A 26,797-nucleotide genomic window follows, 5' to 3' on the forward strand; every position below is an offset into this window, starting at 1 on the left:
TCGCGGGATCAGTAGTCCTTGAGCCGGAAGGCGACGATCTTCTTGAAGACCCTCGCGAAGTCCCCCTCCTCGTGCCGGGGGAGCACTTCGATCAGGTCCCTGTCCGCTGCGCGCTGTTGCTGCATGTGGGCTCGGGCGACCAGGGCGATTTCCTGGTTCGCGGCCACGAAGTCGCGCAACTCCCGTTCGTACGCGGCGAAGGCGGCATGGTGGTCGCCGGCCGCGTCCCGCAGCTCGCCCGCCAGGACATACGCGGCGGCCATGGCCATGGTGGTGCCCTGGCCCGAGGAGGGCGAGGCGCAGTAGCCCGCGTCGCCGAGGAGAGCGACCCGGCCACGGGACCAGGAATCCATGTGGATCTGCGCCACGGAGTCGAGATGGAAGTCCGGGGCGTCCCACATCTCCTTCAGCAGCTGCGGCAGCTCCCAACCGGCAGCCGAGTACTCGCGGGCCACCAGGCGCTTCTGCTCCATGACGTCGCGGGGGAGGAACCGCGCGGGCGGCTGGTCCGACTCGATGCCGATGAAGACGCGTGCCTCCGTGTTGTCCCGGACGCTCATCACCATGGCGCCCCACTGATCGCCGTCCCGCATGCGGTAGAGCACCTCCCAGCGGTCCAGGCCGAGGTGGTTGGGTGCCGACCACACGCCCAGGTAACTGCCCAGGTGCCGGAGGTAGTTCTCCTCCGCGCCGAAGACGAGCCGCCGGGTGTGGGAGTGCGCCCCGTCGGCACCGACGACCAGGTCGAAGGTGCGTGCGGTGCCACTGCGGAAGACCACCCGGACCTCGTCGTCGTCCTGCTCCAGGGTGGCGATGGAGTCGTCGAAGAGGTAATCGATCCCGTCGCCGCCCGCGGTGAACAGGATCCGCGCCAGGTCGTCACGCAGGATCTCGACGTCGGGGCTGTCTATCTGCCCACCGCTGGCGGTGTGCTCGGTGGTCCTGGCCAGTTCGTTGCCGTCGTCATCGACGACCGACATCCCGCGCAGCGCGGTGCTCCGGCGGCGTATCTCCTCCAGTACCCCCATCCGCTCGGCCACTTCCAGCGCCGGGCCTCGGACGTCGATCGCCTGTCCGCCGGGCCGCAGACCGGCGGCCCGCTCCACCACCGTGACGTGGAACCCGTACCGGTTCAGCCAGTACGCAAGAGTGGGGCCGCCGATGCTGGCGCCGGAGATCAGGACGCTCAGGCCCTCGGGGTGCTTCGTTTCGCGGCTTGTGGACACTGCCGGCTCCTCATCAGTCTGCGGATTTCGGTACGTCCGAGACTGGCCGACGACGCCGACGAGGCACCGACAGGGCGGTGACAGCGCCGACAGGGCGCTGACGAGTGCGGACAGCTGTCCAGGGGGACGGGCTCACCCCCGTGCCGCCACCGTCACGGTGACCCGCCCGGAGGCGCCCGGCTGCGTCCGCACCCGGACCGTGCCCCGCTCCCCCGCCGGCACCGTACGCGGCCAGGCCACCGCCGGGCCCCGTACCGACACCCGCCATCCCGCGGGAGCGGGCGGAGCGGACAGCTCACTGACGCCGGGGCGACCCGGGGAGTCGTAGACGAGGCGGAAGGTGCGCGCCGCGGGGTCGTAGCCCTGCTCGCGCACCGTGCCCGCGACGGCAGGGGCATAGGGACGCGCGGTCTGCTCCTTGTTGGCGTGGAAGCGGCCGTTCTCGCCGACGGCGCAGTACCCGCCTCCGTAGCACCACACATAGCCCGCCCAACCGGAGCTGTAGCGGTCGAGGGAGGAGAGGGCATCACCGTAGAAGCGCGCCATGTTGGGCAGCGCGCTGTCGCGGGGGCCCCACTCGCCGATGACGACCGGTATGTGCTGGGCGCTCGGGTAGCGGGTGACGGTGTTCTCGTAGGTCTCGATCCAGCGCGCCGAGGGGTCGTAGTCGCCGCCCGCTTCCATGGTGGCGTTGTAGAAGTGCGGTGCGTAGACGACCCTGGGGTCGTCGATCCGGCCGAGGCCCGTGGGCAGGCCCTCGCCGACGATCGGGGTCGGTTCGACGAACAGCCTGCTGCGGCGGTCGACCGTGCGGATGGCGTCCGCGATCCGGTCGTACATCGGGGTCAGTTGCTCGGACTCGATGCGGTGGGCGGCTGCCGGAAGGTCCTCGCCCGCGCGGAGGCGCCCCATGGGCTCGTTGATCAGGTCGTACCCGAACACGGCGGGGTGGTGGGCCAGGCGCCGGGCGAGCACCTGCCACATACGGGCCTGGGCCCGCCGGAGGTCCCGGTCCTCGTAGAGGTGCTCGAACGCCGCCTGCACGGCGGGTTCGAAGTACTCCGCGAACCAGTCCTCCGGGTGCGGGGTGAAGGGCAGGCCGTCGGTGCGGGTGGCCCACTCGGGAATGCCGCGATGGCCGAACTCGGGGCCGAAGACGTCCTGGTGGGCGTCGATGACGACCTGGATGCGCCAGCGGTGGGCCCAGTCCAGGATCCGCTCGATCTTCCGGAGGTAGCGCGCGCTGTAGTGGCCGGGGCGCGGCTCCAGGTCGTCCCAGAAGACCAGCAGGCGCGCGAAGTCGAGCCCCTGGTCGTGCATGTCGCGGAAGTGCCGTTCGGTGACGGCGCTGAGCGCGTCGGCGCCGCGGTGCGTCTTGTCCTCGACGTTCCAGCCGCGCAGGGTGAGCGTGCGCCCGCGGTCGTCGGTGAGCGGCGGCGGTGACGGCGATGCGTCGGCCCGTGCCGCGGCCGGAGCGAGCAGCGCGAAGACGGCGGCGAGGGCTGCTCCCGCCTTGAACGTGAACCCGCACCCGGCCATGGTCCCCCCACGCTGCACGCCGACACGCCCTGTCGAACGGATGTCCGCCGGCCCGTTCGCTGAAACCCGTTCAGTGCCCCAGCCGCTCCAGGGCCGATTCCGGGTAGCGCTCGCCCGCCACGGCCTCTTCGGGGACGGCCTGACGCAGCAGTTCGCGGTCGGCCTCGGACAGGGTCAGTGCCACGGCGGCGACGTTCTCCTGCAGATAGCGCCGGCGCTTGGTACCCGGGATGGGCACGATGTCCTCGCCCTGGGCGAGCAGCCAGGCCAGTGCGGCCTGCGCGGGCGAGCAGCCGATCCGCTCGGCGACGTCCCGTACGGCCTGGACGAGCGCCAGGTTGCGCTGGATGTTCTCGTCGGCGAACCGGGGCCAGCGCCGGCGGTTGTCCTGCGGCGCCAAGTCGCCGCGGGAGGACAGGGCACCGGTGAGCATGCCGCGCCCGAGCGGGGAGTAGCCCACTACGGCGATGCCCAGTTCCCGGCAGGTGGCGAGCAGTTCGCCCTCCACCACGCCACGGGTGAACAGGGAGTACTCCACCTGGACCGCGCTGACCGGGTGGACGGCGTGGGCCTTGCGCAGCGTCGCGGGGCTGACCTCGCTCAGTCCGATGTGGCGTACCAGCCCGTCCTCCACCAGCTTGGCCATGGCACCGACCGTCTCCTCGACGGGGGTGGCGGGGTCGCGGCGATGGGCGTAGTAGAGGTCGATGTGCTCGACGCCCAGGCGGCGCAGCGAGGCCCGGCAGGCGAGCGGGACGTAGTCGGCGGAGGTGTCGACGTCGCCGACCCGGCCCGTGGCCGCGTCATGGCGGAGCCCGAACTTGGTCGCGACGACGAGCCGGTCGCGCTCATGGGCGTGCCTGCGCAGCCAGCGGCCGACCAACTCCTCGTTGCTGCCCTGTCCGTAGGCGTCGGCGGTGTCCAGGAGGGTGATGCCGGCCTCGAGGGCGTGGTCCAGGGTGTGCTGGGACTCCTCCTCGTCCGGGACCCCGTAGGCGATCGACATGCCCATGCAGCCCAGGCCGATCGCGGACACCTCTGGGCCGTCGGCGCCCAGTCTGCGGTACTTCATCGAGTCTTCTCCTCAGTGGACCGGTCAGCGGCCCGGTCGGTGGACCGGACCGCGGTGTAGGCGCGGGCGACATGCAGCAGCCACCCGACTTCTTCTGCGTAGCCCCCGTCAGTGGCGGGCTCCGGGCCGACCGTCGCGGACTCCCGGACCGGCGGCCGGTCGTCGTGCTTCGCGCGCAGGGCCGACACCAGCGATCTGGCCTGGACCATGGCGTGCAGCCGGTCGCCCGACAGCCCCGCCTCCTCGGCCGACTGCCGGGCGCCGGCGGCCACGGCCGGAGCCATGTACGGGCGCAGCGCGAGCAGACCGTCCTGGATCTCGATGACCATGCGGTAGAGGCGGTAGCTGATGTCGCCGGGCAGGAAGCGGGCGAGGCGACCGGCGTGCTGCGGGTTGAGCGCGATGTCCGGCACGGCCGCGTACAGCGCCGCCCACAGCGGGTGCAGCCGCTGATAGGTGACGAAGTTGCGGACCAGCCGCCGCCACTCGGCGACCCGCGGTCCCCAGGAAGGCATGGTGAGTCCGGCTACCAGGAAGAGAATGCCGGTCCCGTTGGCCACCGGGGTCAGCAGTTCCCATTCCAGCGGGTCCAGTCCGCTCTGCACCGCGATCAGCGAGAGCAGGCGGTTGAGGCAGTAGACGAGGCAGGCGCCGGCGCCGATCGCCGTGCAGTACAGCCCCCTTCGCAACCATTGCCGTCCCGCCACCCGCCCATAGCGGCGGCACAGTCGGATGATCTCGATCATCCCGGCGCCGAACGCGGTGACGTAGAGCAGCAGATAGGCGCCGACCAAGGGGCGGTGCGCGTTCTGCAGCAGATAGTGCGCGCTGCGCTGTTGTGCGCCCGCGCCCGCCGCCGCCCACATGGTGACCATGGCGACGGCGCACAGGGCCGCGATGAGGAGCCGGACCAGAGCACGCCGCCGGGCGGCCTCGGGCGGGTACACCCAGTAGACGATCGCCGTGAGGAAGGCGGCACTGGAGGCGACGCCGCCGAAGAGATGGATGCCCAGCGCCCCGATGTCGGCCACCCCGAGGCGCGCGTCCACGGCCTGCGCGACGGAGGGCGTGGAGAGCGTGAACGAGATGCCCTTGCAGGCGAAGGCGATGAGCAGGGCGAGCAGCGCCGGATCGCGTCTGTGATGGCGCAGGTCGCGCAGTTTGTAGAGCAGCGCGAGGGCGCACAGGACGGCGCACGCGGGGAAGACGACGGCCTTCACGGCGGTCATGAGAACTCCTGACGGCCGACGGCCCGGCCATGACCCAGCGGACAGGCCCTAGTGGGCATGGGGCCCCGGGCCCGGATTGAGCGAGCTCTCGATACGTCCGACCGTCTCGGCGTCGGCGGACGGAACGCTCCACACCGACTCCACCGAAGGACGTGTGACGCGTTCGAGGATGAGGGAGGCCACGATCTCCGCCTCCTGCTCCTCCGCGGTGGAGTAGCTGGTGCGCGCCAGCATCTCCCGCACCCGCTGCGGATCCAGATTCGGCATCAGATCGCGCATCATCGCGGTGTTGAATCCCGCGGAGTCGCAGTGGTTGCACAGCATGTGCGCGAGCTCGTGGGCGATGATGTGGTCCCGGTGCAGACGGCTGGTGTCCGCCTCGACCACGATGACGTCGAAGGTGTCCGTCGCCAGCCACATCCCGCAGGGAGCCTTCGCTCCCAGGGGAAGCGATACCAACCGGATCGGGCGTCCTCTGTCCGCGCTGAGTCGTTCCACCAGCGTGGTGATATCGCATCCGTCGGACAGGTCCAGGCGTGCCAGTACGGCATCCGAGGCCCGTCGCAGGTGCTTGAGTTCCTTCTTGCGGGGCTGCTTGTGAGCCCTGGAGGTCAAGGCCACGGCCTGTGCCTTCTCCTTCCTCACCGCCGGTCTCGTCGTCTCGCCGAACGAAGGCACGCCCGCAGGAGCCGTGGCGCGCCGCACAAGACACCCGAGCACAGTAGCTCTTCTGATAGTGCGACGCATTTTCCGGGATGCCCGTCAACCGGCGTTCCCGGTGAATTCCGGCCCTCGGAGCGGTGGTTGGCCCGATCGGTACGGGGCAGGGGCGAGCGGGTCCGGATGCTCGCAGGTGAGGGGCCTTGGAGAAGGCAACCGCCAGGGGCGCAGGGCTACGGAGTGTGGGCGCAGCCGAGCTTTGCGTAGTACCACTCGTACTGGCCCATCACCCACGGATCCGCCGTGATGGTGAAGGTGCCGTGCGGGCGGGGACAGTCGAACGTCACGGTGGTCGTATCGGGACCCGGTGGGGGCCCGGGCGCCGGGGTGGCCGCGGAAGCGGTACCGGCGCCACCGACGGCGCACAATGCGGCGACGAACACTGTCGCGATGAGCTTCTTCATGGCTCCTCCCAGTTCCCACGCGTGCGCGAACTGCCTGAGGGGGCCGGGCACTCAACCGCTTCACCGCAGGCCGAGGCCCTACACCCCCATCACCACGCACTCAGGGCCGCAGCTTCACGGAGACGTACAGAGGACCCTACAAGCAACTGCCCAAAATCGGAACAATCGCAAGATTCTCCCCCCACTTCTTCCGTTGTGCCGATGTGCCCACCCGGTTGGGCCCGCTCGGCCCATGAGTCCACTCCCTGCTCTCGCGATGCTGGAAGCAGGAGGGGATGTGGTCTGTGGCCCCGGCTTCGCGGAGGTGCATCATGAGCGGCCCAGTCGTCAGCGGCTCAGTCGTCGTCGGCGTGGACGGCACCGGGAACAGCGTGCCGGCGGTGCGCTGGGGTGCCTCCGAGGCAGCGGCCCGCGACCTGCCGCTTCACCTCCTGCATTCACGGAGTTCCCAGCCGCCGGGCGTCCGCGACGCACATCGGGCCGGCGACCGGAAACGCTGCGGCACCGAGGTGCTGGACGCGGCCGAAGCGGCGGCGCGCACCGCCTGTCCGGACATCGTGGTGACGACCGAGCAGGTCCCCGAGGACGCCGTGGCCGCGTTGACGGAGCGTAGCGGGCGGGCGTCGATGCTGGTGCTCGGATCGCGCGGGCACAGCGCCATCAACGGCTTCCTGCTGGGCTCGGTCAGCCTGCATGTACTCGGAAGCGCAGGGTGCCCGGTGGTCACGGTGCGCGAGGAGCAGGCGGACGCGTACGCCGAGCCGGAGATCGTGGTCGGGGTGCGGAACACGGGCGTGGCGGGCGAGCCGGTACTGGACTTCGGGTTCACGGCCGCCGACACCCATCACACCGGGCTGCGGGCCGTGCGCGTACGGCAGCCGCCCGATCTCGGCGGTCTCGCCCCGGACGCCGCCGGCCTTCCCCCGGAGGACCCGGAGCTGGTACGCGGCGAGCAGAAGGCGCTCACCGACGCCCTGCGTTCGTGGCGGCGGAGGTTTCCCGAAGTGGAGGTGGTCGAGCACATGGAGAGCGGCAGAGTGGTGCCCGTACTGCTGGCGGCCGCCTCGCAGGCCGGTCTGCTGGTCATCGGACGCGGTGTGCGGCGCTCCCCCATGCTGCTCGGCCCCGTCGTCCTCGCCGTCCTGCACCACTCCCCCTGCCCCGTGGCGGTCGTTCCGGGCGTCTGAGCGTGTCACCGGCCCGGTCGTGCGCCCGCCGCGGTCCACCGCGCCGTGCCGGCCGGACGCCGCGGGCACGGCCGGCTATGCGTCGCCCTCCTCGGCGGTGAGCCGGTCGATCACCTCGACCACGCCGTCGACGCTCTCGCACAGGCGCACGGCGATGGGCACGAGGCTTCCGCGTTCCACGGTGCCGCTGAGCGTCACCGTGCCGTCGGCGACGTCCACCGTGACGGCGGAGGGCGCGATGCCCAGGGTGCGGGTCAGGATGTCCTCCAGGATCTCCTCCTGGATCGCCCGGTCCCGCCGCAGGAACAGCTGCACGAGATCGCTGCGGCTGATCACCCCGATGAGCCGGCCGGAGTCGTCGACCACCGGCAGGCGCTTGACCTTCCGCTCCTCCATCGTCCTGGCCGCCCGCACGGCGCTCCAATCGGGCCGCGCCACCACGGCGGGGCTGGTCATGATCGCACCGGCGGTGGTGCGGCCCCGCTCGTCGGACGGCCGGCGCAGCAGATCGGCCTCGGAGACGACTCCCACCGGCCGCTCGTCCTCATCGACGACCGGCACGGCGGTGATGTCGTACTCGTGGAGCAACCGCGCGATCTCCCGGAACGGGGTACCCGGTTGGGCGACGACGGCATGGGGCGTCATCAGGTCGGCAACGCTGCGATGCCGCATCTCGGGCTGGTCCCTTCTCGAGTGCCGTGCATACGAGGCTCACGTCCGGTGCGTACGAGCCTGCCGCGCCCCTGTGCCGGCCAGTATCCGTCCCTGGCGGTGCGGGACCGGGACGGCGATGCCGGGCTTGCCCCATACGGCCTCACGTGGCCTCACTCGTGCGGGACCACGGCCACCGGGCAGGTCGCATGGTGGATCGCGGCGTGGGCGACGGGTCCGACGCGCGGTGCGAGCAGCGGACGGTGGCGTCTGCGGCCGAGCGCCAGGAGTTCGGCCCCCGCGACCATCTGGATCACGGCCCGCGCCGGACTCTCCGGCAGTACGGTCAGCCGCACCGCCACGTCGGGGAAGCGCTCCGCCCAGGGGCCCACGCACTCTCGGAGCTCGGCGTCCGCTTCCTTGGTGATCTCCTCGGCCACCTCGGGGTCCACCCCCCAGGGCGCGTAGGCGTGCACGGGCAGGGACCGTCCGTGCACGGCCTGCAGCGGCAGTCCCCGGGTCGCCGCGGCGTCGAAGGCGAAGGCGAGCAGGGGGTCGCAGGGGCCGTTCAGGCCGACGCCGACGACGACTCTCGGCTCCTGGCCCGAGGGGGCCTGGTCCACGGCCCCGGAGCGCTGCGGTTCGGCGCACCAACTCCCCCGCACCAGAACGACCGGCCCCTCGGCCCGGCCCACGACATCAAGGCTCACATCGCCGAGCACATAGCTCTCCCACGCGGTGAGCGCCCGGGTCCCGAGCACGACCATCCGCGACTCGTCCGCCGCGCGCAGCAGCGCCGCATCGGCCTCGGCGCCCACCAGATCCTCGACGATCCGCACATCAGGATGGCGTTCGCGTACCTCGTCCAGGGCTTGGCGCACGATCCGGCGGGCGCCGGCGTTCTGGTCGCGGTCGGGCGGTGTGTCCGGTGCCTCGGCGGCGAGCAGTATCCAGGCGTGGAGGAGCCGCAACACGGCCTTCCGCCGGTCCGCTTCGTCGGCCGCCCAGCGGGCGGCTGCCAGGCTCTCCACCGATCCGTCGAGCCCCACCGTGATGATTTCCGGCTCCATGGCTGTCCTTCTTCCCGCGCGGTGCGAGCGTGGACCTCCCGGGTCGCCCGGGTGGCCGACCCGTGTTCCAAGCCTGCTGGACGCCCCGTATCCGCACCAATGAGTCGTTGGGCGCTGCCAGGGGGCCGAACGGCCCAGGTTCGGCCCGGCAGGCCGGTGGTCACGGCGTGATGGTCAGTACCTGGTCCACCGCTCGGCGCGGCGTGCGCGGCCCCTGGGGGCCGTAGCCCAGGCGCAGGATCATCTGCACGTTGCCGGTGCCGTGGAGCGGGTCGCGCAGCAGCCAGCGCAGGTCCGGCCATTCCAGGGCCTGGGAGGCGAAGGAGGCGGCGAGCCCTTCGCTGGTGGCGAGCAGCAGCACGCGTTCCAGGGCCTGGCCGGCGCGGAGCCAGTCGGCGGGGCGGTCGCGGGTGGTGGTGAGCGAGGCCAGTTGCGGCTGCTGTTCGAAGGCGGCGTAGCCGCGGCCGGGCAGCGAGCGCCGGCCCGCGAAGTTCCGTACGGGTGCCCCGCCCCCGTACTTCACGGGACCGAAGGCGTAGTCCGGAACGCCGTCGACGGGCGATTCGGCGGAGGTGTCGCGGGTCCAGCTCCGCTGTTCGGCCTCCCGGCCGTCGTCCATGCGGTCGTAGCCCTCGGCGTGCACGATCAGGTCGAGCACGGCCTCGCGGTGCCAGGTGGTCAGGAACTCCAGCCGGGCCCCTTCCCTGGTCGCGGCCTCGGCGAGGGCCGCGCGGACACTGTCCGGAATCCGCCGCTCGGCGAAGGGGCAGCGGCTGGTGTGCCGTTCGCGGATCGCGCGATGGAGGTCGCGGAGCCCGGCGTCGAGGGGTTCGTGCGGGGCGTCGAGGCGGACCGCGGCCAGGAGCGCGGGCGTGTGCGGGTCGGGCAACAGGGTCGTCCTCGTCCGGAGGCCGGCGTGTGCGGCGGCCGCCCGCAGGTTCAACAGGGCCGCGCCGCAACCGAGATGGAGACCGCGGGTGGTGGGGTCGGCCATCGGCATGGCGCGGTCGAAGTCCGCGGAGAGGGTGACGGTGCGATTCGTGCGGCAGTAGTCGAAGTGCCACGGCTGGGCGTTGTGCATCGAGGGAGCGGTGACGGCGTCGGCGACGAGGGTCCGCACGGCGGTGTCGTCGAGGGTGGTGTGCGTGAGCACGGAGGCCTCCCGGGCGGTTCGGACCGCGCCGACGCGGCACGGACGGTGGATCTGCCGGCTCCTTCAGCGTGGCGCCGTCGTCGTCGGTGCCGTCAGGAGCCACAGGGCCCTGGATGCGGACCGATCGGCTCGGGTCCGGAAGGCGGGCGGCCGGGGCCGAAGGGCTCATGTCGGCCGCAGCGACCTGCTGCCCGTCCTGCACCCGGCGGACGGGAGCCCTGGCCCACAAGGTGCCCGTCGGCTCGCCGCACTACCGTGGAGGGTGTGGCCGGGCCGTCGACGCCGGCCGCAGCGGAGGGTGTCGTGGACGAGGATCCCGGCCGGACGGACGGTGCGCGGCCACGCCTGGACGCGCTGCCCGACGACCTGCTGGAACGCCTCCGTACGGCCGAGCAGACCGCCGACCGGCCGCAACACCTGCTGCTCGAAGCGGTGCTGTCGGTGGGCACGGGGCTGAAGCTGCCGCAGGTGCTGCGCCGTATCGTCGAGGCCGCCGTCGTGCTGGCCGACGCGGAGTACGGAGCGCTCGGGGTGATCGGCGAGGACGGCCGGCTCAGCCAGTTCCTTCCCGTCGGGGTCACCGAGGAGCAGGTCAGGACCATCGGCCCGCTGCCGGCCGGCCACGGGATCCTCGGTGAGCTGATCCGTCACCCCGCTCCGCTGCGGCTGACCGAACTGGGCGAGCACCCCGCGTCCTACGGATTCCCGCCGCACCACCCGGCGATGCACTCGTTCCTCGGAGTGCCGGTCAAGGTCCGCGACGCGGTCTTCGGCAACCTGTACCTGACCGAGAAACGCGGCGGCGGGCACTTCACCGCCGAGGACGAGACCCTGCTGTCGACACTGGCGGTGGCGGCGGGGGTGGCCATCGAGCATGCCCGGCTCTACGAGGAGGCGCGCTACCGCCAGGAGTGGCTGGAGGCCAACAGCGAGATCGTCGCCGGGCTGCTGCCGGGCGCGGAGGCGGCCGATGTGCTCGCGACGATCGTGGATCACGCGGTGCGCATCCTCTCCGCCGACCTCGGCGTCCTGGCGGTGCCCGTCGAGGGTGACTGTCTGCGCGTCGAACTGGCCTCGGGTGTCGACGCCGAAGCGCACCGCGGTCTGGTCCTTCCCCGCCACGGGTCGTTCATGGGCGCGGCGTTCACCGCCAAGAGCCCCCTGACCAGCTACGACATCGAGCACGACCCCCGTATCACCGCCGGTCCGCCCCGCTGGTGGGGGCTGGGGCCCGCCGTCGCGGTCCCGATGGCCACCGGCGAACGGGTCCGCGGGGTGCTGCTGCTGGCCCGCCTCCACGGGCACGGCCCGTTCACCGAGCCGGAGACCGCACCGTTGCTGACGTTCGCCGGCCAGGCCGCACTGGCGATGGAGCTGTCCGAGCAACGCGTCGCCGCGGAGCAGGTGACCCTGCTCAAGGACCGCGACCGGATCGCCCGCGACCTGCATGATCTGGCGATCCAACGGCTCTTCGCCATCGGCATGACGCTGCAGAGCGTGGTCCGCTTCGTGGACCACCCGGAAGCCGGTGAACGGCTGCTGCGCGCGGTGGACGACCTGGACGAGACGATCAAGATCATCCGGTCCACCATCTTCGGGCTCCGCACCCGCGACGCCGCCCACGGCCGGCAGGGACTGCGGGTCCGCACGGTCACCGCGCTGGAAGAGGCCTCCCGCACCCTGCGGTTCACGCCGTCCCTGCACATGGAGGGCCTCATCGACACCGACGTACCGGACGGGCTGGCCGAGCATGTGCTGGCGGCTCTCGGGGAAGCGCTGAGCAACATCGCCCGCCACGCGCACGCGAGCGCGGCGGATGTCTCACTGATCGCCCGTGGCCGACGGATCACCTTGGCCGTCACGGACAACGGAGTAGGGATGTCCGAGGACGGCCGGCGCAGCGGTCTGCTGAATCTGGCCAAGCGGGCCGAGAGCGCGGGCGGCGAGATGGCCGTCGCGCCGGGGCCGAACGGCGGCACCCGGCTGCTGTGGTGGGCCCCGCTCCCCGAGTAGCACCGGCCGCGATCCGACCCAGCAGGCGCTCAGTTCCCGTGTCGCCCCATGTCCGCGCCGGGCACCGCGCCGCCCCGTGTGGCGAGCACCGCGGCCTGGATGCGTCGCTCGACGCCGAGTTTGGACAGCATGCGGGAGATGTGGTTCTTGATGGTCTTCTCCGACAGATAGAGCCGTGCGCCGATCTGACGGTTCGTCAACCCTTCGCCGATCAGGCCGAGGATCTCCCGCTCGCGCGGCGACAGCCCGGACAGCGCGTCCTCCTCGGGCTTCGCCTCGTCCTCCTCCCCCCGCAGGCGGCGCATCAGCCGGGCCGTGGTCGCCGGGTCGAGCATGGACCGCCCCGAGGCGACCGTGCGCACGGCGGCGACCAGATCCGCCCCCTTGATCTCCTTCAGCACATAGCCGGCCGCGCCGGCCATGATCGAGTCAAGCAGCGCGTCATCGTCGTCGAACGAGGTGAGGATCAGGCAGGCCAGCCCCGGCATCCGCGAGCGCAGCTCACGGCATACGGAGACGCCGTCGCCGTCCGGCAGACGGACATCGAGCACCGCGACATCCGGCCGCAACGCCGGGCCCCGGGCCAGCGCGTGGCCGGCCGTCCCTGCGTCACCGACCACTTCGATGTCGGGCTCGGCATCGAGCAGGTCCCGCACGCCGCGCCGTACGACCTCGTGGTCGTCGACCAGGAAGACCCGGACCGGCCGCTGCGGTGAGAACACGCCCGTCTTGCTCATGACGCCCTCCGGGGTACCCGCCCCCGATTTCCTCGTGGCGCTCCCTGATTTCATCGTGGCGCTCCCTGATTCATCGTGACGCTCCCCGCGGTGGTGCGCCAGGGCCGAACGGTCCCGGCCCGCTCCACGCGGACCGCCTGCCGACGGGGACGTTCGGCACTCGCCCCCGCCTGCCTGCGGTGAGACCCTCGATACAGCAGGTGAAGGGAGTGCGGGATGACTCCGTGGAAGCTTCACCCACCGTGGCGGCGCGAGCCGCTGCGGCGTGGCACGGACGTGGTGCAGTCCTGGATGGCTCTGGTCACCGGGCTGGCGATCGCCGTGGCGGCGCCGGCCGCCGGGATGGTGGCCGGTCAGGCGGTGCACACCACGTCCCAGCACCAGCGCGCCGGCCGGCACACCGTCACCGCGGTGGTGGCGAAGGAGCCGCCCGCCCGCGTCGGCGTCGACACCAGTGGCGGTTCGGCGGGCCGGGTGTATGCGTGGGTCCGGTGGACGGCCCCGGACCGCACGGTGCATACGGGAGAGACGACCGTGGTGCCCGGCGTGCGCGTCGGGGACCGGACCACTGTGTGGCTGGACCGGCATGGCGCGCTGGTACGGGACCCGGGCACCCCTGGGGACCCGTTGGCCTTGAGCATCGTGGCCGGCACCGTGGCCGCGTCCGGCACCGGATTGCTGCTCTTCGGCGCGGACAGGGCCGGCGTCCGCCTGCTGAACCGCAGGCGCTCCGCCCAGTGGGAGAAGGAGTGGGCGGAACTCGACGCGCAGGGGCGGCGCCACTGGCAGTGAAATGAACGCTCGCTGCCGGCTGCCGCTGGCATCCCGTCCGTGCCGTTCGCCACCGTCAGTCACCAGGCACCGTCAGTCACCAGGCACCGGAGTCATCAGGCAGCCGAAGTCATCGGGTCCCGGAATCATCGGGTCCGGAATCATTGGTTGCCGGCATCATCGCTTGCCGGACGCCCCTCATCCGCCCCCGGCTCCCCGTCCGCCGGAAGATCGAACGTCACATCCACCACGCCCTCGACCGCGCGCACCAGGCGGGCCACAACAGGCAGCAGCGCCCTGTCGCGGATCCGACCGTGCAGAGTCACCACGCCATCGACGACCGCGACCTGCACTTCCTTCGGGTCCTCGGCGAACAGCCGGTCGACGATCTCGGTACGCACCTCCGCCGCCAGGTCCTCGTCGGATCGCAGGAAGACCTTCAGCAGGTCGGAGCGGCTGACGATGCCCTGCAACATCCCTTGGGCGTCGACCACCGGCAACCGCTTGACGGACTTGTGCGCCATGGTCCGCGCCGCCTGGGCGATGGAGTCACCGGCGTGCACGGTCAGCGCGGGTGCACTCATCAGTTCACCCGCGGTCAGGGCGCCGGCCTTGCGCAGGGCCTCCAGCCGTTGCGACTGCTGCAGCAACCCCGGATCCTCGTCCCGGAACTCCTCCTTGGGCAGCAGGTCGGCTTCGGAGACCACACCGATCACCCGCCCCTCCCCCGCCAGCACCGGCAGAGCGCTGACCTGCCACTGCTCCATGGTCTCGACGATCTCCTTGAAGCGTGCGTCCTCGCCGACGGCGACCACCGTCTGGGTCATCACATCGCTGACGCTGTGCGGGGTGCGCGCCATGACGCCTCCTCCTACGGGCCGATCGTCGCCCTACCGCTGCGACACCTTCAGCCTGCTGGTGGCCGGACCGAAGCAGTGCCGGTCACATCGAAACTCACGTCGACCACGCCCTCGACGCCACGCACCAGACGCGCCACCACCGGAACGAGGGACCGGTCCCGCAGGTGGCCGCTGAGCGTGACCACCCCGTCCACGACCGTGACCTCCAGATCCCTGGCAGGTGACGCGAACAGCTGCGCCATGACATGACGTACCTCCTGCGCCAGGTCCTCGTCGGAGCGCAGGAAGACCTTCAGCAGGTCGGCACGGCTGACGATGCCCACCAGCACCCCGTCCCCGTTCACGACCGGCAGCCGTTTGACGGACTCACGCGCCATCGTCCGCGCGGCCTGGGCCAGCGTGGCGTCGGCGCGCACCGTCACCGCGGGGCTGGTCATCAGCTCCCCTGCCGTCACCGCTTCCGCCCGGCGTACGTCGTCCGACCGCCGCAACCGCTCCAGTCGCTCCGGGTCCCGCTCACGGAACCCTTCCTTGGGCAGCAGATCGGCCTCCGACACCACACCGATCACCCGCCCCTCCCCCGCCAGCACCGGCAGAGCGCTGACCTTCCGCTGCTCCATGGTCTCGACGATCTCCTTGAACCGGGCCCCGTGATCGACGGCGACCACGGGCCGGGTCATCACGTCACTGACGAAGTGCGGGACCTTCCCCATGATGGCGCCTCCTCGGAACCCGGCCGGCAGCACGCAGACCGTGGAGGTATGTCCAGGTCGACACCTCCAGCCTGAAGCCCGCCCGCGCCGACAAACAGGGCCGTCCGGCCCTCCCGGCGGGCACCAGCCCGAGAGTGCGCTTCAGCCACCCGACATAGGTATGACGGGCCGGCGCGCCCTCGCCCGCACCCCCACCCTCGTCCTCGACCGCGAGCAGGCAGAACAGCTCGCGCAGATCGCGGGCCGCTATGAACAGTTCGCCCTCGTCCCCGCAGAAAATCACCGGCACCGTGGCGAGATCCGCGTCGTCGTCGCACTTCCACAGGGCGTAGAACGATCCGGAGGCCGTCGCCTGGGCGAACGGAATGAGCCGGGCGCGCAGTTCGGCGGGCGGCTCGGGGCCGAGCGGGGAGAGGCGACCATACTCGAACAGCTCGAAGCCGTCGGAGAAGGACTCCCCGTCGAGGCCGTCCTCAAGTTCCTTGAGGAGGTTGAGCTCGGGAACGGGGGAATGCGTGCTGCTCACGGAACCTCCGATAGGCGGGCGGGCGGTGCCGATCTCGACCGTGTCGACGGTATCGCCGGGGTCTGACATCGGCTGGATCGGTGGAGGGCCGAACTCACCATCGGCATACGGGACTCCCTGAAGAGGCTCTGGCGTAGGCGGCGCGGCGGTGGCCGTTGCCGTGATCATGGACAGGGACGTGGGCGTGGGGCGTGGGCGTGACAGCTGTACGGATTCGCCGCGCTAGGCGCCAGGCCCGAACGGCCGTGTGCGGGCGATGAGGAGGGCGACGTCGTCCGGGTCGTCGGGGCGGCGGAGTTCGCGCAGGAGTCGGTCGCAGGTCTCTTCCAGGGTGCGGTCGGGGGCGTCGAGCAACTGGCGGAGGGTTTCGAGGCGTTCGTCGATGGCGTGGTGGCGGGTTTCCACCAGACCGTCGGTGTACAGGACCAGTTGGTCGCCCGGTCCGAGGCCGACGGTGGTGGTTTCGAAGGGGACGCCGCCGACTCCCAGCGGAGTGCCGGTGGGCAGGTCGAGGAACTCGGGGCGCCTACCGCTGCGTACGAGGGCAGGGGGAAGGTGGCCGGCGGTGGCGATATGGCACTCGGCGCGGTGCGGGTCGTAGGTGGCGTAGACGCACGTGGCGATGTAGTGCTCCAGCCCCGAGGTGATCTTGTCGAGGTGCTGGAGGACCTGGGCGGGGTCCAGGTCGAGGTCGGCGAAGGCGCTGGTGGCCGTGCGCAGTCGGCCCATGGTCGCGGCGGCGTCGATGCCGCTGCCCATGACGTCGCCGACGACCAGGGCGGTCTTGTCGCCGTCGAGCGGGAGGACGTCGTACCAGTCCCCGCCGATCTCGTAGGTGGCCAGTGCGGGCCGGTAGCGGGAGGCGACCTGCAGTCCGGGGCGGTGGGGCGGATGGTCGGGGAGCAGGCTGCGCTGCAGGGTCTCGGCGGCGGCGCGCACGCTCTGGTGGGTGCGGGCGTTGTCGATGCAGACGGCGGCTCGGGAGGCCAGCTCGGCGGCGAGGGCGAGGTCGTCCTCGCCGAAGGGCAGTGGGTTGCGGGCGCGGCTCAGGCCGAGGAAGCCGAGGATGTGGCCGCGGGCGGTGAGCGGGGCCAGCATGTAGGAGTGCACCCCGGCGCGGGCCAGCAGCGCGGCGGCGCGGTCGTCGCGGGCGATGCGCGCCAGGTCGGTGTCGTCGGTGTGGGAGATCAGGATCGGCCGGCCGGTCCGTACGCACTGGGTGGCCAGGCGGTCGGCGTCGAAGGCGGCGATCTCACCGGGGCGATCGACGGCGTCGACGGCCTCGTTGGGGTAGGCGGCCTTGACCGCGAGCGCGCGGAAGACCGCGGGGCCGTCCCTGCTCGCCGGGCGGTGCTCGTCCAGTACGGAGTCGAGCACGTCGACGGTGACCACGTCGGCGAGTTCGGGAACGGTGACCTCGGCCAGCTCGCGGGCGGTCTGGCCGACCTCCAGGGTGGTGCCGATACGGGCGGAGCCGTCGGCGATCAGGGCCAGGCGCCGTCGGGCCTCGGCGGCCTCCGTGGCCGCCTGATAGCGGTCGGTGACATCGACCACCAGGTCGGCGACCCCGAGCACGCGCCCCTGGGGGTCGTCCAGCCGGTACAGCGAGATCGACCAGGCGTGCTGATGCCCCGGGTCGGCCGGGGTGCGGCCGACGATGGTGGACTGGTCGACCATGGGAACCCCGGTCGCCAGGACCTTGCGCATCGCGGCCTCCGGGACCTCGAACTTCGCCGCGGTCATGATCTCGCGGTAGTGCCGGCCGAGGTGGTCCTTCGCGGGGATGCCGTGCATCCGTTCCAGGGCCGGGTTGACGGCGACGTACCGCAGATCGGTGTCGAGGATCGCCAGCCCGATGGGCGACTGGGAGATCAGCCGGGTGGACAGGGCGACGTCCCGCTCCACCTCGCGCAGCGTCGGTGAGTCGGTGCCGAGCCCGAGTGCGTAGAAGTCGCCGCGGTCGTCGAGCAGCCGCATGTTGCGCAGCTCCACCAGCCGCGCGGTGCCGTCCTTGTGCCGCACGGGGAACGTGCCGCCCCAGCTCTTGCCGGTCTCCATGACCTTGGCGAATTCCTTGAGGACCAGGTCCCAGTGCTGTTCCTTGACCAGCAGCTGGGCGGCGTACTGTCCGAGTGCCTCCTCGGCCGGGTAGCCGTACAGGTCCTCGGCCTGCGGACTCCACAGGACGATCCGCCCCTCGGCGTCCAGCAGCACCGCGGCGACGCCGAGGAGATCCAGCAGTCCGCTCGGCCGGGGCGGCCCCCCTTCCGGCTCGGCGGGGCCGGCCGGGAGGTCATCGGCTGCGCTCACCCGGGCCCTCCTTCCGTAGCCGGACCCGCCCGCACTCCCCTCGCTCCGGTCCGTGGCCTGCCGGCGGGTGTGGCCTCGCCGCGTCCCGTGAGTGCTCCGGCTTCCATGGTCCCCCCGGACCGGCCGGACGGACACCTCGTCCGGCCGCGGTCCCGCTCCCGCCGCACAGGGCGCTTCACCGGGCCCCACCGCCGGCCTCCGGCTCCCTCACGCCGGGTAACGCTTCGCGTCCCGGCGACTACCGCGGCCTCGTCACCGCGTGTCGCGGGCGGAGGCCGCGGAGTCACCACCGGCCACCGGGACCGGCCGGCTCAGGCGCGCATCCCCCCGTCCACCCGGAGGACGGTGCCGGTGACGTAGGAGGAGCGGTCGCTGAGGAGCCAGGCGGCGGCCTGGGCGATCTCGTCGGGATCGGCCGCGCGGCCCAGCGGGGTCTGGGCGTTGAGCTGATCGATGGTGCCGGGGGACTTCTCGTCCCACTCGTAGAGCATCTCGGTGAGCGTGGTGCCGGGGGCGATGGCGTTGACGCGGATGCCCTCGGGGCCGTAGGTGGTGGCGGCCGATGCGGTGAGGCTGTTGACCGCCCGCTTCGCCGCGCCGTAGGCGGGCAGCCAGGGGTTGCTCATCAGGCTGCCGACGCTGGAGGTGTTGACGATGGCGCCGCGCTTCGCGGTGTCGCGGATGGCGGCGATCTCGGCAGTCATGGCCAGCCACGGGCCCTTGAAGTCGACGGCGCAGACGTGGTCGAAGTCGGCCTCCGACAGCTGGTCCATCGGGCCGGGCGGGTGGCCCGTCGCGCCGTTGTTGAAGGCGACGTCGAGCCGGCCGTACAGCTCCACGGCCCGGTGGACGGCGGTCCGGACGCTGGCTGCGTCGGACAGGTCGCACAGCACGTAGTCCGCGCTGCCGCCGGCCGTCCGGATCTCCTCGGTCACCGCCTTGAGCTGGGACTCCGTGCGGGCCGCGAGCAGGACCCGGGCGCCCTCCCTGGCGAACAGCCGCGCTGCCGCCGCGCCGATGCCCCTGCCGGCACCGGTGATGAAGGCGACCTTGCCGGCGAGCAGGCCGGCGGTCGCGGTGGACGTGATCGGTGTGTGGTTCATGCCGACGATCCTGTGTCCGGCCGCCCCTGCCATCCAGGCACCGGCAGTACCTGGCTGAGCACTTCGGTGCCACGCACACTGGGGAGGTGAATCGAAGAGAATTGGCCGACTTCCTGCGCAGCAGGCGTGAGCGCATCACCCCCGCCGACGTGGGACTGCCCGCCGGGCCGCGCCGCCGCACCCCGGGACTGCGCCGCGAGGAGGTGGCGCAGCTGGCGTTCATCTCGACCGAGTACTACACGCGGCTGGAGCAGGCCCGCGCGCCGCACCCCTCCCGGGAGGTGCTGGCCCAACTCTCCCGCGCCCTGCGCCTGTCGGACGCCGAGCGCGACCACCTCCACCACCTCGCCGGTGCCCCGCCCGGGCCCCCGGCCGGGCCGTCACGAGAGGTGCGGCAGAGCGTCGTGGACCTGCTGCACCGGCTGCCGGAGGCCGCGGCGATCGTGATGTCGGCGACGTACGAGGTCATCGCCTGGAACCACCTGGCCACCGCCTTGATGGAGGACTTCTCCGCCCTGTCGCGCCGCGACCGGAACCTCATCCGGCGCGCCTTCCTCGGGCCCTACCGGGACGGCCGACGGCTGTACGGCGTCTCGGACGCGGACGAGTTCGCCCGGACCGCGGCCCAGCACCTGCGCGCCGCCGCGGCCCGCTATCCCGACGACCCCGAAGTGACCGGTCTGGTGGCCGAACTCCTCGCCGGGAGCGCGGAGTTCGCCCGGCTCTGGGCCGCCCATGAGGTGGTTGCCCGGCCCACTCTCTGCAAGACCTTCCAGCATCCACTGGTCGGCACCGTCGCCGTGGCCTGCGACGTCCTGGACATCACCGACCGGGACCAGCGAGTCGTCATCTACACCGCCACCCCCGGGTCGCCGTCCGCGGAGGCGATGCGGCTGCTGTCCGTCGTCGGCACGCAGCGCATGACCGTACCCGGCTAGCCGGTATTCGCTCGTACGCACGATGGCGGGTTAATTCGGCCTGGCAGTATTCCCGTGTGGCGCGTGCGAATTCACCCCGTGCGGAATTCACGGCGGGAGAAACTCCCCGACGGGACGGATACCTGGAAGGGTACGGGTACGGGTACGCGTGACGCAATCCCGGAAGGCGCGGTGACCGGAGGCAAGAGGAAGGCATGTACCGGTCACGGAATGCTCCGCGGTCGACGCCCGGGCAGGCGCGGGCGCACACCCGAATCACCGACGGGCCCTCGGCAAAGGCGCCGCCCGCCCTCTGATTTTCGACCTCCGTGCGACCCGCGCACCCGCGTGCCCCCTATAGGGCCCCCGCGCCCTATAGGGGGCCCTGCGCCCTACAGAGGTTCCCGGCGTTCCGGTTTCCCTCACGGACCCGACTGTCGCCGTAATCGACACCTCCCGTTCGAATAGCGTCGAAAAGAGCCGTCCGACGGGCTGCCCGCACACATGGTGAGGGTGGTGCGGGCAGCCCGCGGTATTCACATGGGAAGGCAGGTACACCGGCCGCAGGCACCGCAGCCACTGCAGGACGTCGAGCAGTCCGTACAGCCACAGGGGCTGCAGTCACACGGCGGGATCTGGGAATCCGCCGCGTCGTCCGACCTTCGCCCCTTGGGCGCCATGACGAGTTCTTCCGCCGCGAGGTCCGCCAAATCGGCGGCCAACGCCGTTGACACAGGAGGCATGCTCCCGCTCCTTTTCTCAGCAATGAGCCGAAGTCGACTCCGTACAACGCTATAGCGTCCCACCAATCCAGCGCCAGAAATTATTTCTTGACCTCGGAGAAGCGGTGACTTCTGGCCAGTCGAAACAGCTGCGCACCGGCAGCGGAAGGCATTTGGGTTTCGGCTGTGATGGGTATTTATTTGAGTGACTCACGTGATTCCTGAGGTCGGTGCGGCGACTTATCCACACCCATAAAAAAATTCCGCACGGGGATCAGCGAAGCCCATACACTGAGGACCGACAAGTCGAGTTCCCATCGATACGCCACTGTGGTGGAACGTCATCAAGGGAGAATGAATGCGACCGAGGTTGAATCCTGGCGTGCGCTACGTGCCGTGCCCCGACGGCGTCTATTTGTACGGGGATCGCGGCGCCCGGACGCTGCGGGGTTCACATGCGTACGAGTGGCTGAGGCGACTGAGCCCGTACTTGACCGGCGACCACACGATGGACGAGCTGACCGCGGCACTGCCGCCCCCGCAACGGGCGACCGTCGAGACCACGGTGCGGCTCCTGTGGGAACACGGGTTCGCCACCGACGTACAGGACGACACCCCGCACACCCTGACACCGGCGGAACGCACGACCTACGCACCGGAAATCGCCTTCATCGCCTGTGCGCTCGACTCCCCCGAGCACCGGTTCCAGCGCCACCGCGACACCCGGGTACTGCTGCTCGGCCGGCGAGCACCCGACCCGGTCCTGGCGGCCGTGGTCGACGCCGGGGTGCGCTCGGGGTGGACCGACATCCGGGTCGCCTCCGGTGGTACGGACACAGGTGGCACGGGCACGGGCGGCACGGGGACTTGGTTTCGGGCCGGGCAAGCAGCACGCCGGGACGAGCGGCAACGCATCGTCGCCACCGACGACACGGACTTCGCGGCCACCGACCTCGTCCTGCAGATCTCCGACCGCCCGCATGAGCTGATCGCCGTCGCGCGCGAGTGCGCCGGGGCGGACGTCGCACTCGCGCAGCTGCTGCTGGGCAGGGACGAGGCGTGGTTCTCCGGGGTCGGGCGAGCGACGGAGACCGCGGCGGAGTCCCTCTGGCACCGCCTCCGCGCCACCCACCGCGACAACGTCCCGCCGCCGGACGGCCCGTGGCTCTCCGGGCCGGTACCCGCTCTGCTCGCCGCGCACGCGGTCCTGGGCTGTTTCCGCCACCGCACCGGTCTGGACGAGTCGGCCGCCGAGAAACCGCACCCGACGCCGGCCACCCGCCTCGATCTGCGCACCTTGGACACGAGCACCCACACGGCGCTGCCGCACCCCCGTGCCGCCCGACCGAAGGCGGTCGCCACCGGCGATCCGGGCCCCCTGACCCGCAGCGGACTGCCGGCCACCCTGCCGAGACTGGTGGACGAGCACACCGGCGTCCTCATCGCCCTTGAGGCAGCCGAACTCCCGCAGTTTCCGCTGGCGATCCAACGCGCCGCCGTCTCCGACCCGCGCGGCGTCCTGCCCGCCTGGAGCCCGCCGCCGGAGGAGATCGGATGGGCGCCGGACCAGGAGACCGCCCGCCTGCGCGCCCTGCTCGCCGCGCTCTCGACCTACGGTTGGCTCGCCGCGCGCCCAGGTGGGGCGCAGGGCCTCGACCTGGTCACCGGCGAGTTCCGCGGGCTCCCCGAACGGTCCGTCCCGGCCCCGGCGCACGGGCCCTTCCGGGTGCCGGTGGGTGTCGCGGCCGGACTCAGCCGCTCCGACGCGCTCGCGTGGGCACTGCGGCAGCACTGCGAGGCGCTGCTCGTGGCACAGAGGGCGGCCGGCGCCTCCGGCCGGACGCTGGATCCGTGCGCGGCACCGGTGGACGAGGCGGGAGACTTTCTGCTGCACCAGCTCGAACTTGCCCGGCAGAAGGTGGCGGTTTGGGACCTCACCCCGCTGCTCGGCGCTCCGGCCTACGCGGTCCGGGCCGGTGACGGCGGCGAGGTGGTGGCCTGTGCGTCCACCCCACAGGACGCGTTGGCGGACGGGCTGGAGCGCGCCCTGCTCGCCTGGCAGGGGCGGCGGACGTGGCGCGGGGCACCGGTTTCGGACGAGTCCGGGGAGGCGGTCGAGGTACTGACCGAGGCCGTCCACAAGGCCGGTCACCACCCGGTGGCGGAAGTCCTCGACGGTGACGCCGCGTTGGCGGCCCTGGTGCCGCACATGCTCAGGGTGGTGCTGTGTGAGGGGTGACATCGCGGTCATCGGACAGGGGCTGCTCGCCGCAGCGGTGCGGCGGTCGCTCGAACCCACCCATCGCGTGGTGCGCACCATCGCCGACGGCGCCCACTGTGAGGCCGTCGTCGCCACCGACGACGGACCGGGTGCCGCGGCCCGGGCGACGGTCCACCCGTATGCCGTCGGCGAGCAGGTCCCCTGGCTTCCGGTCCGGGTCGAGGACGGTCGCGTCCTGATCGGCCCCGGCTGGCTGCCGGGCGTCCCCGGCTGCCCGACCTGTGCCCAGCGGCGCCGGGACCGCAACAGGCAGGACGCGACCGCGCACGCGGCGCTCCTCGAACGCTTCGGTGCGGAGCTCTCCGAGCGGCGCTCACCGCTGCTCACCCAGGTCACGGCGACGGGGGCGGCCGCGGTCGTGCAGGCGATGGTGAGCCGGCTCCGCGCCGGGACTCCCCAGCGCGAGCTGGTGTGCCTCTCCCTGGAAACCGGGCGGACGACGGCCCACCCGGTGCTGCCGGACCCGCTCTGCCCGGACTGTGCCCTGCTGCCCGACGACGCCCCGGAATCGGCGCGGCTCACGCTCCGCCGTGAGCCCAAACCGCACCCGGAGGCGTTCAGGGTGCGCGACCTGACGAAGGACCTGCCGGAGCTGCGCCGTCACTACGTCGACACCGAGACGGGGGTGGTGCGTTCGGTCAGCTCCTGGGCCACCGGCGGGTGCCAGGCGGCGATGGCCGTACTCGACTCGTCCGGAGGGCACACGAGCAACAACGGGTACGGCCGCGGCGCGGTCCCGGACACCACCCGGGCATCCGCGGTGGCCGAAGCGCTGGAACGCATCGGCGGGCAACGGCCGCGCGGACGCCGCACCGTCGTGCGAGCCGCCTACGCGGACATCGCCGACCGCGCCGTGGACCCGGGGAGCCTCGGCCTCTACCCGCCGGCGCGTTACGAGACGCCCGGATTCCGATTCCGTCCGTACCGTCCGGACGCGACGCTGTCCTGGGTGTGGGCCTATTCGTTCGCACGGGCACGACCGGTGCTCGTCCCCGAGACGGTGGCCTACTACGCGGCGTGTGCCCACGCGCACGGCGACGGGCAGGGCACCGTGGACGGGGACGGGCGGCGCAACGGACACCGGCACGGACAGCGCCACGGGCACACCGAGGGCGGGAGCCCTCACCACGGCAGCATCGCGTACGAGACGTCGAACGGATGCGCTCTGGGCGGCGCCCTGACCGAGGCGATCATGTACGGCCTGCTGGAGGTGGCCGAACGCGACGCCTTCCTGCTCACCTGGTACGGGCGGATTCCGGCGCCCCGGCTGGACCTGGACTCGGCGGTCGATCGACGCATCCCCCTCCTCGCCGCGCGCATCCGGCACGAGTTCGGCTACGAACTGACGGCCTTCGACTGCACGGTGGAGCAGGGCATTCCGGCGTTCTGGCTCATGGCGGTGGCCGCCGAGGACGACGGGGCCCGGCCGAAGGTCCTGTGCGGAGCCGCCGCGCACCTGCTGCCCGAACCCGCGCTGCTGGGAGGGATGCAGGAACTGGCCATCATGCTGGGCGCGGCGGTCAGGAGTTACGACCCGCGAGCGGCGGCACGGCTGCTGGCCGACAGCGGCCAGGTCCGGCAGATGGACGACCACGGCACGCTCTACGGCCATCCGGACGCGTTCGACCGGCTGGGCTTCCTGCCACTCGACGGGCCGACCCGGCCGATTCCGCAGCGGACCTGGCCGGTGCACCACGATCTGACCGAGGACCTCACGGAGTTGGTCGGCCGGTACCTCGCGTCCGGACTCGACGTGCTGGCCGTCGACCAGACCTCCCCCGAGCACCGGGTCGCGAACTTCTCCTGTGCCAAGGTCATCGTTCCCGGCACCCTGCCGATGACCTTCGGTCATGCGTACCGGCGCGACCACGGGCTGCCGCGGGTCCGGACCGTGCCGCGGCTACTCGGACACCGGCAGGACGACCTCCCGCTGGAGGAGGTGAATCCGTATCCGCACCCCTTCCCCTAACGGAGCCAACACCACGCGGATGACGACAGGGAGAAGCTCGTGACGCTCGAAGCCCGGTCGGCCCTGACCACTTATCTCCCCCACGGCCATGTTCCGGATCGCCGACCGCTCGACCTGCGGGAGGCGCCGGCCCGCCACAAGGTCTATCCCGGTGTGCCCCGGATCGGTCTGCCGTGGGAAAGGACCGTCGGCGACGCCCCGTTGTCGGTGCTCGGTGCATTCCTGCGGGACCTGTGCGGGCTGACCCGCATGGTGTGGATGCCGGGTGTCGACCTTCAGGGGAACCGGATCAGCGGCACGGTCAAGGCGCATCTGGGGCGCCCGGCGCCGTCCGGCGGCGGGCTGCACCCCATGGAGGCGTATCTGGCCGTGGGCGGCCCCGCCGTGGAGCCCGCGCTGCTCCACTACGACCCCGCCCACCACGCGCTGGAGCAGCTGCGCCGGGGTGACCATCGCAAGGCTCTGACCGGTCTGCTGCATGCGCCGCCCCCGAGGCCGCCGGCCCTCGTCCTGGTGTTGACGAGCCGGTTCTGGCGCAACGCCGTCAAGTACCGGGAGTTCGGATACCGGCTGCAGACCCAGGAAGCCGGTGTGCTGGCCGCGCAGGCTGTCACGGTCGCGGACCGGCTCGGCGTCCCGGCCGAGGTCCACCTGAACTTCGCTGACCGGCGGGTGAACGCGCTGCTCGGGCTCACCCCGTCCGCGGAAGCCGCCATGGTGGTGATCACGTTGCACGGGGCGGCGTCGGGCGGCCCGACGGGCGGTTCCGGGCCCGAGTACGACACCCTCGTCCAACAGGCCGTACCCGAGCCGCTGTTCGACGTGGCGCCGATCCGGGATCGACTGCCGGCCAGCGCCGCACTGCACGAGGCGAGCATGACGACCGGGTCCGGGACTTCTCCCGGACCACCCCGCCATCCCCACCCCTTGGGCGGATCGATCGCGTTGCCGCGGCTGCCCGTGCGGTGCGCCGACGGCATCGACCACCGGTGCTCGCCCCCCGACGGCTTCCTCCCCGACGGCATCGGCAACGAGCCTCTCGGCGGCGTGCTGGAGACGGCCGCCGCCGGCCTTCCGGGAGCAGTGTGCGCGACCGCGATGTACTGCCTGGCCCTGCGGGTCGACGGCATCCCCCCGGGCGCGTACCGCTACGACCCGGTCGAGCACGCACTGTGCGGTATCCGCGACGCGCCGCGGGAACTGGCCCCGGTGCTGTCGCACACACCGGTGGGCGAGGCGGCTGCCGTACTGCTGCCCGTCGGCGATCCGTTAGGGGGCCTGGTGCCGTTCGGTGCGCGCTGGTACCGACTGCTGCAGGCCGACGTGGGAATCGCCCTGCAGCGAGGCGCTCTGGCCGCCGCCTCGGTGGGCCTGGCGGCCCGGATCCACTCCGGCGAAGCCCCGGAACTCAGCGCGGGCCTGGGACTGGACGGAACCCAGGCCGTCCTCTCGGCCCTGCTGATCGGGGTCCCGCGAGCAGCCTCCACGTGGGATCAGCCCCTTGCCGCCTACGGGGCGCGGGAGGTGGGCCGGGGACAACACGCCTAGGCGGCTGACGAATCGGTGACACACCAGGCCGGATCGTGCGGAGCGGTGTGGGGCGGGGCGATCTCGCGGACATCGA

Annotated in this window: 22 protein-coding genes; 7 read left to right on the forward strand and 15 right to left on the reverse strand. The window is 71.8% G+C overall.

The window, feature by feature from the left end; translation table 11 throughout:
* Window positions 1-8 precede the first annotated feature (8 nt).
* The 6 genes from AC0680_RS12470 to AC0680_RS12495 form a co-directional block, all read right to left on the reverse strand.
* Window positions 9-1,226: an FAD-dependent monooxygenase gene (locus AC0680_RS12470; RefSeq protein WP_478627395.1), complete on the reverse strand. Its 1,218-nt coding sequence runs from the start codon at window positions 1,224-1,226 to the stop codon at window positions 9-11.
* A 132-nt stretch (window positions 1,227-1,358) separates the two neighbouring features.
* Window positions 1,359-2,765, reverse strand: a complete 1,407-nt coding sequence (locus AC0680_RS12475) for a cellulase family glycosylhydrolase (RefSeq protein WP_478627396.1) — start codon at window positions 2,763-2,765, stop codon at window positions 1,359-1,361.
* Between the two features lie 70 nt (window positions 2,766-2,835).
* The gene (locus AC0680_RS12480) at window positions 2,836-3,837 is read right to left on the reverse strand and encodes an aldo/keto reductase (RefSeq protein WP_478627398.1); all 1,002 of its coding nucleotides are present in this window, start codon (window positions 3,835-3,837) and stop codon (window positions 2,836-2,838) included.
* A complete protein-coding gene (locus AC0680_RS12485; RefSeq protein ID WP_478627399.1) occupies window positions 3,834-5,066 on the reverse strand; it encodes an MAB_1171c family putative transporter in 1,233 nt (410 codons plus the stop codon). The genes AC0680_RS12480 and AC0680_RS12485 overlap by 4 nt, the downstream gene beginning before the upstream one ends.
* Window positions 5,067-5,114: 48 nt before the next feature.
* Entirely contained in the window at window positions 5,115-5,687 is a 573-nt protein-coding gene (locus AC0680_RS12490; protein WP_478627400.1) for a toxin, read from the reverse strand.
* Between the two features lie 272 nt (window positions 5,688-5,959).
* Window positions 5,960-6,190, reverse strand: coding sequence for a hypothetical protein (locus AC0680_RS12495; RefSeq protein ID WP_478627401.1), 231 nt, complete (start codon window positions 6,188-6,190; stop codon window positions 5,960-5,962).
* Window positions 6,191-6,501: 311 nt separating this feature from the next.
* Here AC0680_RS12495 and AC0680_RS12500 point away from each other — a divergent pair, with 311 nt between their 5' ends.
* Window positions 6,502-7,377 carry a universal stress protein gene (locus AC0680_RS12500; protein WP_478627403.1) on the forward strand — a complete coding sequence of 292 codons (876 nt, stop codon included), beginning with the start codon at window positions 6,502-6,504 and terminating at the stop codon, window positions 7,375-7,377.
* Between the two features lie 75 nt (window positions 7,378-7,452).
* Here AC0680_RS12500 and AC0680_RS12505 read toward each other — a convergent pair whose 3' ends face one another.
* The 3 genes from AC0680_RS12505 to AC0680_RS12515 all read right to left on the reverse strand — a co-directional run bounded on the left by AC0680_RS12505 (window position 7,453) and on the right by AC0680_RS12515 (window position 10,251).
* Complete coding sequence (locus AC0680_RS12505; protein WP_478627405.1) at window positions 7,453-8,049, reverse strand: CBS domain-containing protein; 597 nt, start codon at window positions 8,047-8,049, stop codon at window positions 7,453-7,455.
* 152 nt (window positions 8,050-8,201) lie between these two features.
* Window positions 8,202-9,098 (reverse strand): universal stress protein, encoded by an 897-nt coding sequence (locus AC0680_RS12510; protein WP_478627407.1) that lies wholly within the window; start codon window positions 9,096-9,098, stop codon window positions 8,202-8,204.
* A gap of 160 nt (window positions 9,099-9,258) precedes the next feature.
* Complete coding sequence (locus AC0680_RS12515; protein ID WP_478627409.1) at window positions 9,259-10,251, reverse strand: Acg family FMN-binding oxidoreductase; 993 nt, start codon at window positions 10,249-10,251, stop codon at window positions 9,259-9,261.
* Window positions 10,252-10,554: 303 nt separating this feature from the next.
* Here AC0680_RS12515 and AC0680_RS12520 point away from each other — a divergent pair, with 303 nt between their 5' ends.
* Complete coding sequence (locus tag AC0680_RS12520; RefSeq protein WP_478627412.1) at window positions 10,555-12,264, forward strand: sensor histidine kinase; 1,710 nt, start codon at window positions 10,555-10,557, stop codon at window positions 12,262-12,264.
* A 29-nt stretch (window positions 12,265-12,293) separates the two neighbouring features.
* Here AC0680_RS12520 and AC0680_RS12525 read toward each other — a convergent pair whose 3' ends face one another.
* Window positions 12,294-13,001 (reverse strand): response regulator, encoded by a 708-nt coding sequence (locus AC0680_RS12525; protein ID WP_478627413.1) that lies wholly within the window; start codon window positions 12,999-13,001, stop codon window positions 12,294-12,296.
* A gap of 216 nt (window positions 13,002-13,217) precedes the next feature.
* On the opposite strand from AC0680_RS12525, the gene AC0680_RS12530 reads away from it, so the two are divergent.
* Complete coding sequence (locus AC0680_RS12530) at window positions 13,218-13,793, forward strand: Rv1733c family protein (protein ID WP_478627414.1); 576 nt, start codon at window positions 13,218-13,220, stop codon at window positions 13,791-13,793.
* A 140-nt stretch (window positions 13,794-13,933) separates the two neighbouring features.
* Here the strand turns inward: AC0680_RS12530 and AC0680_RS12535 are convergent, their stop codons facing one another.
* The 5 genes from AC0680_RS12535 to AC0680_RS12555 form a co-directional block, all read right to left on the reverse strand.
* Window positions 13,934-14,632, reverse strand: a complete 699-nt coding sequence (locus tag AC0680_RS12535) for a CBS domain-containing protein (protein ID WP_478627416.1) — start codon at window positions 14,630-14,632, stop codon at window positions 13,934-13,936.
* 47 nt (window positions 14,633-14,679) lie between these two features.
* A complete protein-coding gene (locus tag AC0680_RS12540) occupies window positions 14,680-15,345 on the reverse strand; it encodes a CBS domain-containing protein (RefSeq protein ID WP_478627418.1) in 666 nt (221 codons plus the stop codon).
* Window positions 15,317-15,871 (reverse strand): hypothetical protein, encoded by a 555-nt coding sequence (locus AC0680_RS12545; RefSeq protein ID WP_478627420.1) that lies wholly within the window; start codon window positions 15,869-15,871, stop codon window positions 15,317-15,319. Before AC0680_RS12545 ends, AC0680_RS12540 begins: the two co-directional genes overlap by 29 nt.
* A gap of 222 nt (window positions 15,872-16,093) precedes the next feature.
* Window positions 16,094-18,181, reverse strand: coding sequence for a SpoIIE family protein phosphatase (locus AC0680_RS12550; protein WP_478627421.1), 2,088 nt, complete (start codon window positions 18,179-18,181; stop codon window positions 16,094-16,096).
* 311 nt (window positions 18,182-18,492) lie between these two features.
* Window positions 18,493-19,284 (reverse strand): SDR family NAD(P)-dependent oxidoreductase, encoded by a 792-nt coding sequence (locus tag AC0680_RS12555; protein WP_478627423.1) that lies wholly within the window; start codon window positions 19,282-19,284, stop codon window positions 18,493-18,495.
* Window positions 19,285-19,370: 86 nt separating this feature from the next.
* Here AC0680_RS12555 and AC0680_RS12560 point away from each other — a divergent pair, with 86 nt between their 5' ends.
* The 4 genes from AC0680_RS12560 (at window position 19,371) to AC0680_RS12575 (ending at window position 26,721) form a co-directional block, all read left to right on the forward strand.
* Window positions 19,371-20,222: a helix-turn-helix transcriptional regulator gene (locus tag AC0680_RS12560; protein ID WP_478627425.1), complete on the forward strand. Its 852-nt coding sequence runs from the start codon at window positions 19,371-19,373 to the stop codon at window positions 20,220-20,222.
* Between the two features lie 1,083 nt (window positions 20,223-21,305).
* The gene (locus tag AC0680_RS12565; RefSeq protein WP_478627427.1) at window positions 21,306-23,162 is read left to right on the forward strand and encodes a hypothetical protein; all 1,857 of its coding nucleotides are present in this window, start codon (window positions 21,306-21,308) and stop codon (window positions 23,160-23,162) included.
* On the forward strand, window positions 23,152-25,173 hold the full coding sequence (locus AC0680_RS12570; protein ID WP_478627429.1) for a TOMM precursor leader peptide-binding protein: 2,022 nt from the start codon (window positions 23,152-23,154) through the stop codon (window positions 25,171-25,173). The genes AC0680_RS12565 and AC0680_RS12570 overlap by 11 nt, the downstream gene beginning before the upstream one ends.
* Window positions 25,174-25,212: 39 nt before the next feature.
* Window positions 25,213-26,721, forward strand: coding sequence for a SagB family peptide dehydrogenase (locus tag AC0680_RS12575; RefSeq protein WP_478627431.1), 1,509 nt, complete (start codon window positions 25,213-25,215; stop codon window positions 26,719-26,721).
* The last annotated feature ends 76 nt before the right edge of the window (window positions 26,722-26,797 follow it).

The sequence above is a fragment of the Streptomyces sp. NPDC043738 genome (genome assembly GCF_056436545.1).